This window comes from Streptomyces sp. NPDC034670 (assembly GCF_055574875.1).
Window position 1 is genome coordinate 38,081 of sequence record NZ_JBVITR010000036.1, and the last position, 8,946, is coordinate 47,026.

Sequence of the window (8,946 nt, forward strand, 5' to 3'; positions counted from 1 at the left end):
GGGGCCCTCACGGACCTGCGGCGACGTGCCTCAGTAGCGGCGCGTGATCAGCGCGCGCTTCACTTCCGCGATCGCCTTGGTGACCTCGATGCCGCGCGGGCAGGCGTCCGTGCAGTTGAAGGTCGTGCGGCAGCGCCACACGCCGTCGCGGTCGTTGAGGATCTCCAGGCGCTGCTCGCCGGCCTCGTCGCGCGAGTCGAAGATGAAGCGGTGCGCGTTGACGATGGCGGCCGGGCCGAAGTACTGGCCGTCGTTCCAGAACACCGGGCACGAGGTCGTGCAGGCGGCGCACAGGATGCACTTGGTCGTGTCGTCGAAGCGCTCGCGGTCCTCGGCGGACTGCAGCCGCTCACGCGTCGGCTCGTTGGTCTCCTTCGTGACCAGGAAGGGCATCACGTCCCGGTACGCCTGGAAGAACGGCTCCATGTCCACGACCAGGTCCTTCAGGACCGTCAGGCCCTTTATGGCCTCGACCGTGATGGGCTTGTCCGGGTTGATGTCCTTGATCAGCGTCTTGCAGGCCAGGCGGTTCTTGCCGTTGATCCGCATGGCGTCGGAGCCGCAGATGCCGTGGGCGCAGGAGCGGCGGAAGGTCAGGGTGCCGTCCAGGTCCCACTTGATCTTGTGCAGCGCGTCCAGGACGCGCTCCTTGGGGTCGATCTCCAGCTGGAAGTCTTCCCAGGTCGCCTCCGCCGAGACCTCCGGGTTGAACCGGCGGATCCGGAAGGTGACGGTGATGTAGGGGGAGTCGGCGGAGCCGGGCTCGGGCGAGCCGGCCGCGTCCGCCTTGTCCAGAACAGGGGTAGCCATCAGTACTTACGCTCCATCGGCTGGTAGCGGGTCTGGACGACCGGCTTGTAGTCCAGACGGACGGTCTCGGAGCCGTCGGCGCCGACCTCGCGGTACGCCATGGTGTGGCGCATGAAGTTGACGTCGTCGCGGTTCGGGTAGTCCTCGCGGTAGTGACCGCCGCGGGACTCCTTGCGGGCCAGTGCGGAGACGGCCATGACCTCGGCCAGGTCGAGCAGGTTGCCCAGCTCGATGGCCTCCAGCAGGTCGGTGTTGAACCGCTTGCCCTTGTCCTGGATGGCGACGTTCTTGTAGCGCTCGCGCAGCTCGGCGATCTTCTCGACCGCCGTCTTGATCGTCTGCTCGGTGCGGAACACCATGACGTTGGCGTCCATGGTCTCCTGCAGCTCGCGGCGGAGCTCGGCCACCCGCTCGTTGCCGGTGGAGGAGCGCAGCCGCTCGATCTGCCCGACGACGAACGCCTCCGGGTCCTCGGGCAGCTCGACGAAGTCGGCCCGCTGCGAGTACTCCGCCGCCGCGATGCCGGCGCGCTTGCCGAAGACGTTGATGTCCAGCAGCGAGTTGGTGCCCAGGCGGTTGGCGCCGTGCACGGACACGCAGGCGACCTCGCCGGCCGCGTACAGGCCCGGCACGACGGTGGTGTTGTCCGCCAGGACCTCGCCCATCACGTTGGTCGGGATGCCGCCCATCGCGTAGTGCGCGGTCGGCTGGATCGGGATCGGGTCCGTGTAGGGCTCGATGCCGAGGTAGGTCCGCGCGAACTCCGTGATGTCGGGCAGCTTGGCGTCCAGCTGCTCCGGCGGAAGGTGGGTCAGGTCCAGGTAGACGTGGTCGCCCTCGGGACCGCAGCCGCGGCCCTCGCGGATCTCCGTGTAGATGGAGCGGGACACGACGTCGCGCGACGCCAGGTCCTTCATGACGGGAGCGTACTTCTCCATGAAGCGCTCGCCGTCCTTGTTGCGCAGGATGCCGCCCTCGCCGCGGGCGCCCTCGGTGAGCAGGATGCCCATGCGCCAGATGCCGGTCGGGTGGAACTGGAAGAACTCCATGTCCTCCAGCGGCAGGCCCCGGCGGTACACGGCGGCCTGGCCGTCACCGGTCAGGGTGTGCGCGTTGGACGTCACCTTGAAGAACTTGCCGCAGCCGCCGGAGGCGTAGATCACGGCCTTCGCCTGGAAGACGTGGATCTCACCGGTGGCCAGCTCGTAGGCGACCACACCGGCCGACTTCTTGACGCCGTCGACCTCGGTGATCAGCTGGTCCAGGACGTAGAACTCGTTGAAGAACTCCACGCCCTCCTTGACGCAGTTCTGGTACAGCGTCTGGAGGATCATGTGGCCGGTGCGGTCGGCCGCGTAGCAGGAGCGGCGGACCGGGGCCTCGCCGTGGTTGCGGCTGTGGCCGCCGAAGCGGCGCTGGTCGATGGTGCCGTCCGGGGTCCGGTTGAACGGCAGGCCCATCTTCTCCAGGTCGAGGACGGAGTCGATGGCCTCCTTCGCCAGGATCTCGGCGGCGTCCTGGTCGACCAGGTAGTCACCGCCCTTGACCGTGTCGAAGGTGTGCCACTCCCAGTTGTCCTCCTCCACGTTGGCCAGCGCGGCGGCCATGCCGCCCTGCGCGGCGCCCGTGTGGGAGCGGGTGGGGTAGAGCTTGGTCAGCACGGCGGTGCGGCTGCGCTTGGTCGACTCGATGGCGGCGCGCATGCCCGCGCCGCCGGCGCCGACGATGACGGTGTCGTACTTGTGGATCTTCATGATTCTCGCAGCCCCGTGCCTAGCGGATGTTCGGGTCGAAGGTGAAGATCACCAGCGTGCCCAGCAGGATGGTGAACACCGTGGCGGTGTAGAGCAGGCCCTTGAGCCACAGCCGGGTGTTCGGCCGTTCCGCGTAGTCGTTGATGACGGTACGCAGGCCGTTCGCGCCGTGCAGCATCGCGAGCCACAGCATCAGCAGGTCCCAGACCTGCCAGAACGGCGAGGCCCAGCGGCCCGCCACGAAGGCGAAGCCGATCTTGGAGACGCCGCCGTCCAGGACGAGCTGGATCAGCAGGTGGCCGATGACCAGCACCACCAGCACGACGCCGGACAGGCGCATGAACAGCCAGGCGGCCATCTCGAAGTTGCCCCGGGTGCTCCTCGGGGACTTCTTGGTGCGCTTGCGCGGGGGTTCGATGACCGGTGCCGGGTTGTCGACGGAGTAGAGGGCGTCGCCCTCGACGGGGCCGATGCCCGAGGTGGAGGTTTCAGAGGTGGACATGGGCGTCAGCTCCCGAACAGTTCACGAGCGGCGTGGCCGAGGACGGGGTAGATCGCCCCGAGCATCAGCACGACCCATACGGCGACGACGGTCCAGAGCATCTGCTTCTGGTAGCGGGACCCCTTGATCCAGAAGTCGACGGCGATGACGCGCAGGCCGTTGAGCGCGTGGAAGAGGATGGCGGCGACGAGGCCGTACTCCAGCAGCGCGACGATCGGCGTCTTGTACGTGGCCACGACCTGGTCGTAGGCCTCCGGGGACACCCGCACGAGGGCGGTGTCCAGCACGTGAACGAACAGGAAGAAGAAAATGAGGACGCCGGTGACTCGGTGAGCCACCCAGGACCACATTCCTTCCCGGCCGCGGTACAGCGTTCCAGCCGGCACGGAAGTTTCCTCCGGGAGCGGTGATTGGGGCCGCGCCGGCTTTCCTTGTCGGTCGGGCCCGGCCGGGTACGGTCCACCGGCCCCCAGCATCGTAGCCAGGTGCGCCTGCGGCGTTCACAGCGGGCCTGCCGGTGTGATCAAACTTGCACTCAAAGGAGTGCGGAGGCGGCCCTCCCGGCGGTTCTCACGGTGCCGGACGCGGGCATTCGCCCTGCTTGCCGGGTTCGCCGGGGGTGGAGGGCGGGCCCGCGGCCGTCCCGTCCGTCAGGAGGGCGGCCAGCCGGCCCCGCGCCAGGCGCCGGAGTTCCTCCGCCGCCACCGGCCGCTCCTCCTCCGGATCGTTGGCCAATCGTGACCGGATTCCTTCGAGCACGTGGTCCAGGACGGCGTGCGGCCCCAGGCCGTCGAGGCAGATGACGAACACGTGTCCGAATTTGGCCTCGTAGGCGGCGTACGCCGCGTTCAGGGCCGTGTGGGCGGCCGCGTACGTGTCCTGCGGCAGGGCGGGCAGGGCTTCCGCCGCCAGCGCCCGGGAGAGTTCCGCCGCGGTCAGGTCGTAGGCCGCCTCGTCGGCGGCGGCCAGCAGGGACGCCAGGTCGGGGTAGGGGCGGTGGCCGGCCACGCGCAGGGCCCAGCGGAGGCTGTCCAGGCAGGTCAGCAGGGCGCGCTCGGCGTCCTCGGCGGGAGCGGCGTTGAAGTGCTCCAGCGGGGACGGGGCCCCGGGTCCGCCGCGGGACTGTCCGGGTACGGCGACCCGGCCGGGGAGGTCGGGGAGGCGGTGCGCAGGCAGCGTGAGTCCTCGGTGGGCGTCGCGTGTGTGTCGGTGGCGCAGGGTGTGAGAGTTGTGGCGACACGTTATCGAGTGAGTGCGCGCCGTGTCCGATCAATGCTCCCGATTCACCCGTACGGCAGAGTTTCGGAACGGCTCGTCGACGCGTCTCACCCGTTCGGGTCGTACGTTGGCGGAGTGAGTCGGCACAGGCAGCACAGGCAGCACGGGCAGCACAGGCGTCGGGCGGCGACGCGGACGGCGGGGCGGCGGGGCGCACTGGTCGTGGCCGTCGCCGCGGGGACGCTGGTGACCGGGGCCGGGGTGGGCCTCGGGCTCTGGGCGACCTCGGACGGCGGCGGTCCGGCGGCGGGCCCGGCGACGGCCCCCCGGGGCTCGGACGGGGCCGCCCCGAGCCCCAGCCGGTCCCACCCCCTGTCCCGGGCGCCGCGCACCATCCCCGCCGTCCGCGAGCACACCGCCGAGCGCGGCCCCGGCTGGCGCCCCGAGCGGACCCACCGGGTGGTCGTGAACGACGGCGCGCTGGCCGACGAGGGGCGCCTGATAGCCGACGAGCTGGGACTGGCGTACGCCGGTGAGAAGGACGACGAGCGGGACGGGGACCTGCGGCTGGTGCTGAACCGCGACGCGGGCGCGAACCCCGAGTCGTACACGATGACCGTGCGGGGCGGGCGGGTGACCGTCAGCGGCCCCGGCGAGGCGGGCGTGTTCTACGGCACCCGCACGCTCAAGCAGGAGATCAAGGGCGCCGGCGCCGCCCCCGAGGGCGTGGTGCGCGACGAGCCCGCCAAGCAGCGGCGCGGGCTGATGCTGGACATCGCGCGCAAGCACTACACCGCCGACTGGATCGCGGACCGGATCCGCGAGCTCGGCGACCTGAAGTTCAACGAGCTCGGCCTGCACTTCTCCGACGACCAGGGCTTCCGCATCGAGTCCGACGCGCACCCGGAGGTCGTCTCGCGGGAGCACCTGACCAAGGCCCAGGTCAAGGAGCTCGTCGACCTCGCGTCGAGCCGGCACATCACCGTCGTCCCCGAGATCGACTCGCCCGGCCACCTCGGCGCGGTCATCGCCGCCCACCCCGAGCTCCAGCTGCGCGACGTGAACGGCCGTGCCGTGCGGGGCGCGATCGACATCTCCGAGAAGGAGTCCGCCGAGATCGTCGACGACCTGCTGGACGAGTACGCGGGGCTGTTCCCCGGCGGGCGGTGGCACCTCGGCGGCGACGAGTACCAGGCGCTGGTGGTGTCCGACCCCGAGGCGTCGTTCCCGGGCCTCGCCGCCGCCGCGCGGGAGCGGTACGGCTCCGGCGCGACCGTGGAGGACCTGGCCACGGGCTGGCTGAACGACCGCGCCGCCACCGTCCGCGCCCACGGCCGCACGCCCCGCGCCTGGAACGACGGCTTCTTCCGGGACACCTCGGTGCGGGCCGCGAAGGACATCGAGGTCGCCTACTGGACCGGCAAGGAGATCGGGGCCCGGCAGCCCGTCGAGTACCTGGACGAGGGCCGCGAGGTCGTCAACTACAACGACGAGTTCCTCTACTACGTGCTCGGCGAGCCGCTGACCTTCGTCTACCCGACGGGGGAGCGGATCTACGAGCGGTGGACGCCGCGGGTGCTGCGCGGCACCACCCCCGTGCCGGCGCGGTACGACGACCGGATCCTCGGCGGGTCGTTCGCCGTCTGGGGCGACCTCCCCCGCTCCCAGACCCAGGAGCAGGTCGCGTCCGGGATCCGGCTGCCGCTGCGGGCGACCGTCCAGAAGCTGTGGGACCCGGAGCGGCCGGCGCTGTCCTGGGAGGAGTTCCGGGCCCTGGCGGACGAGCTGGACTGACATCCATAGGAGCATCCCGCGGGTCCCCGCCGGGGCACGGGGACGGATTGCCGCATACGCCTGCGCGTCCCCGTGCGGCTGTGGTGGTGTTCCGGTGGGAAGGACCGGGACGCCGGCGAGCAGAGGAACCGGGGGACACCAGCGCATGGGCTACTGGGGGTATTTCGTCGTGGGCCGCGGGGAGCGGCCGCTCGCCGGGCTGGACGCGCTGGCCGGGGCGGCCCCGGGCATGACCCTGCGCACCTCGGCGCCGCGCGGATGGCAGGTCTGGGAGTACCCGGGCGGCGGGGGCGACGTCGGGAACATGAACGACCTCGCCCGGGCGACCGGCGCGCCCGCGCTGTTCGGATACGTCATGGGCGGCGACTGCGCGGTGGTGGAGGCGGCCGCGCCGAGGAGCGGGGCGTGGACGACCTGCCTGGCCCGGACCGCGATGGCCGGGTACCTCGGCGGACAGCGGGAGGGGCTCACCCTGGAGGACTACTTCCTGGAACCCGCCGACGCCGCCGACCGCGCCGTCCTGTGGGCCGAGGAGGCCGGGCACACCGTGTCCGCCGAGGCGCTGCTCGAGGTGCTGACCGCCGACCCGGGGCCCGACTCCCTGGCCGAAAACCTCTTCTTCCGCCTGGTGGACCGGCTCGGAGTGGTGCCCCTGCGACATTCCCGGGCCGTCGCACGCAGTAAGGGGAAATGCGGGCTCCGTAAGAGGCTGGTGAAAGGCCTCCTCGGGGTCCGAGGGACCCGCTGAGGGAGGCGTGGATGAGCCTGGTGGAACTGATCGCACAGGCCGACGAGCGCGGGCTGGCCGTGAGCGGGTTGGCTTGTTTGGATCGGTGCGTGCCCTTGCTGGGCGGCGACGACGAGGCACTGCGGCCCCTGTGGGCGAGCCTCGCGGAGGACGCCGGCGCCGACGACTGGGCACGGCGGCTGGAGGAGGCGCGCGGCAGGCTGGACGCGGCGGCGGAGGACGGGGCCGGCGACGAGGCCGCGGCGCTCGCGCACCGGATGCTCACCGCCGCGCCCGTCCGGCGGACCGCCGCCGAGCTGCGGCCGTGGGCCGACGCCTGCTCCGTCGCCGCGCTGCGCGTCCACCGGCTCCTGGACGGCGGGGCGGCCGGGGACGACGGCGCGGACCCGGCCGGCGCCCTCCCCCCGGACCTCCGCGCGGCCCGGGAGGCGGAGGCCTTCGCCGAGGGCCGCACGGAGGGCGTGTCGCCGCTCGTCGCGGCGGAACTGCGCCGCCAGGTCGCGGTCCTGGAACTGCTGGCCGCCCACGGCCCGACGGGCCTGCGCGGGGCGCTGGAGGTGTCGACGGAGGGGCGGCGGGTGCTGCGCGCCGCGGTGTCCCGGCGCAGCCGCAGGAACGACTGAGGCGGCCGTGCGGCGGCCGCCGTGCGGCGCACCCCGTCGTTGTGACGGTCCTGAGGCGGAGTCGGGGCGGTTCTGCACCGGTTGCGGGAAACCCCCGGGAACGGGGTGACGAAACGCTTCGCCGGTGCGCTCTTGAAGGTGTGACGACTGCGACGACTGTGACGACACAGCAGGAGACCAGGCCCTCGGCCGCGGCGAAGCCGGTCCGCTGGGCGGCGGACGCGGTGGCGGCGATGCGCGAAGGGGCGCGGCTGCGCCTCGACTACTCGGCGCGCAGTCTGTGGAGCGTCGACCGTGTGATCGAGGAGATACGCCGGGAGGGGGCCCCGTACGCCGCCGTGGAGCTGGTGCTGCGGGGGTTCGGCGCCTACACCGGTGAGGTGATCGTCCGCCAGACCGGCGGCGAGTGGTGGGTCACGGGCGGCGACCACTGGGTCCGCACCCCCGACGGCCGGCTCTGGGACCCGATCGAGGAGGCCGCCCGCTGCTACACGGGCGACGGGTCCCTGCGGCTGCTGTGCCGGGACGCGTCGAGCGGGGGACCGCGTCCCCGGCACCGGGCCTGACGGCGCGGCCCGGGGCGGGCGCCCCGCCCCGCACGCGCGCCGTACGGGCCGGTCACCGGCTGTGACACTTTCGTAGCGCCCGACGCTGATGACCGTGGGAGGCGTGGGCACCGCCGGACGCGTTCGCGCCGGGCGGACGCGCTCCGCGCTCGGTACGGACGAGGACGGTTCTTGGGCCACGGAAGGGAACCCCGCCGCGCACAGGCGTACGACGGGGAACTGGGCGCGGCCGTCGCGCGGGCCCAGGAAGGGGACGAGGCCGCCTTCGCCGCGGCCTACCGGCTCGTGCACCCCGCGCTGCTCGCCTACGTGCGCGGGCTGGTCGGGGACGACGCCGAGGACGTGGCGTCCGACGCCTGGCTGGAGATAGCCCGGGACCTGGGGCGGTTCAGGGGCGACGGAGCCGGCTTCCGGGGCTGGACGGCGACCATCGCCCGGCACCGGGCCCTGGACCACCTGCGCCGGCAGCGGGTGCGGCCCCGGCCGTCGGCCCTGGAGCAGGACGTGCTGGAGCTGCCCGGTCCGCAGAGCACCCACGACCAGGCCATGGAGGCCCTGTCCACCGAACAGGCCCTGGCACTGGTCGGCGAGCTGCCGCGGGACCAGGCCGAGGCCGTGCTGCTGCGGGTGGTCGTCGGTCTCGACGGTCCCGCCGCCGCCCGTGTCCTCGGCAAGCGGCCGGGGGCGGTCCGGACGGCCGCGTACCGGGGGCTGAAGCGCCTGGCCGAGCGGCTGGGCGCCGACGGTGTGACGGATGAGGGGCCGCCGACGCTGGGTGAGTCGACATGAACGGCCGCCGGGACGGCGGACACGGCGGGCGGGGCGACGGCGCCCCGCCCGCCGGCCGGCCCCGGGGGGGGGGGGGGGGGGGCGGGGGGGGGGGGGGGGGGGGGGGAGGGGGGGGGGGGACGGGTCCTGGGGAGAGGGCCGG

At 72.7% G+C, this 8,946-nt stretch carries 9 protein-coding genes and 1 pseudogene; 5 read left to right on the top strand and 5 right to left on the bottom strand.

Annotated features, from left to right (window positions below):
- Nucleotides 1-30: 30 nt before the first annotated feature.
- From ACZ56B_RS22395 to ACZ56B_RS22415, 5 genes are all read right to left on the bottom strand, one after another.
- Nucleotides 31-810 carry a succinate dehydrogenase iron-sulfur subunit gene (locus tag ACZ56B_RS22395; protein ID WP_468793387.1) on the bottom strand — a complete coding sequence of 260 codons (780 nt, stop codon included), beginning with the start codon at nucleotides 808-810 and terminating at the stop codon, nucleotides 31-33.
- The gene (sdhA, locus tag ACZ56B_RS22400; RefSeq protein WP_468793390.1) at nucleotides 810-2,564 is read right to left on the bottom strand and encodes a succinate dehydrogenase flavoprotein subunit; all 1,755 of its coding nucleotides are present in this window, start codon (nucleotides 2,562-2,564) and stop codon (nucleotides 810-812) included. The genes ACZ56B_RS22395 and sdhA overlap by 1 nt, the downstream gene beginning before the upstream one ends.
- A 19-nt stretch (nucleotides 2,565-2,583) precedes the next feature.
- Nucleotides 2,584-3,066 (bottom strand): succinate dehydrogenase hydrophobic membrane anchor subunit, encoded by a 483-nt coding sequence (locus ACZ56B_RS22405; protein WP_468793393.1) that lies wholly within the window; start codon nucleotides 3,064-3,066, stop codon nucleotides 2,584-2,586.
- Between the two features lie 5 nt (nucleotides 3,067-3,071).
- On the bottom strand, nucleotides 3,072-3,452 hold the full coding sequence (sdhC, locus tag ACZ56B_RS22410; RefSeq protein ID WP_468793395.1) for a succinate dehydrogenase, cytochrome b556 subunit: 381 nt from the start codon (nucleotides 3,450-3,452) through the stop codon (nucleotides 3,072-3,074).
- Between the two features lie 184 nt (nucleotides 3,453-3,636).
- The gene (locus ACZ56B_RS22415) at nucleotides 3,637-4,242 is read right to left on the bottom strand and encodes a 2-oxo-4-hydroxy-4-carboxy-5-ureidoimidazoline decarboxylase (RefSeq protein WP_468793508.1); all 606 of its coding nucleotides are present in this window, start codon (nucleotides 4,240-4,242) and stop codon (nucleotides 3,637-3,639) included.
- Between the two features lie 258 nt (nucleotides 4,243-4,500).
- Here ACZ56B_RS22415 and ACZ56B_RS22420 point away from each other — a divergent pair, with 258 nt between their 5' ends.
- The 5 genes and pseudogenes from ACZ56B_RS22420 to ACZ56B_RS22440 all read left to right on the top strand — a co-directional run bounded on the left by ACZ56B_RS22420 (nucleotide 4,501) and on the right by ACZ56B_RS22440 (nucleotide 8,804).
- Nucleotides 4,501-6,078 carry a beta-N-acetylhexosaminidase gene (locus ACZ56B_RS22420; protein WP_468793511.1) on the top strand — a complete coding sequence of 526 codons (1,578 nt, stop codon included), beginning with the start codon at nucleotides 4,501-4,503 and terminating at the stop codon, nucleotides 6,076-6,078.
- A 145-nt stretch (nucleotides 6,079-6,223) separates the two neighbouring features.
- A pseudogene (locus tag ACZ56B_RS22425) lies at nucleotides 6,224-6,733 on the top strand (hypothetical protein); the annotation flags it as partial.
- A gap of 104 nt (nucleotides 6,734-6,837) precedes the next feature.
- Nucleotides 6,838-7,449 carry a hypothetical protein gene (locus ACZ56B_RS22430; RefSeq protein ID WP_468793398.1) on the top strand — a complete coding sequence of 204 codons (612 nt, stop codon included), beginning with the start codon at nucleotides 6,838-6,840 and terminating at the stop codon, nucleotides 7,447-7,449.
- 158 nt (nucleotides 7,450-7,607) lie between these two features.
- Entirely contained in the window at nucleotides 7,608-8,015 is a 408-nt protein-coding gene (locus tag ACZ56B_RS22435; protein ID WP_468793401.1) for a hypothetical protein, read from the top strand.
- A gap of 171 nt (nucleotides 8,016-8,186) precedes the next feature.
- Nucleotides 8,187-8,804, top strand: coding sequence for an RNA polymerase sigma factor (locus ACZ56B_RS22440; RefSeq protein ID WP_468793404.1), 618 nt, complete (start codon nucleotides 8,187-8,189; stop codon nucleotides 8,802-8,804).
- Nucleotides 8,805-8,946 lie beyond the last annotated feature (142 nt).

Bases quoted from the DNA above. Each gene is read 5' to 3' on its own strand.
- ACZ56B_RS22395 (WP_468793387.1), bottom strand. From the start codon at position 810: ATGGCTACCCCTGTTCTGGACAAGGCGGACGCGGCCGGCTCGCCCGAG.
- ACZ56B_RS22430 (WP_468793398.1), top strand. From the start codon at position 6,838: ATGAGCCTGGTGGAACTGATCGCACAGGCCGACGAGCGCGGGCTGGCC.
- sdhA (WP_468793390.1), bottom strand. From the start codon at position 2,564: ATGAAGATCCACAAGTACGACACCGTCATCGTCGGCGCCGGCGGCGCG.
- ACZ56B_RS22405 (WP_468793393.1), bottom strand. From the start codon at position 3,066: ATGTCCACCTCTGAAACCTCCACCTCGGGCATCGGCCCCGTCGAGGGC.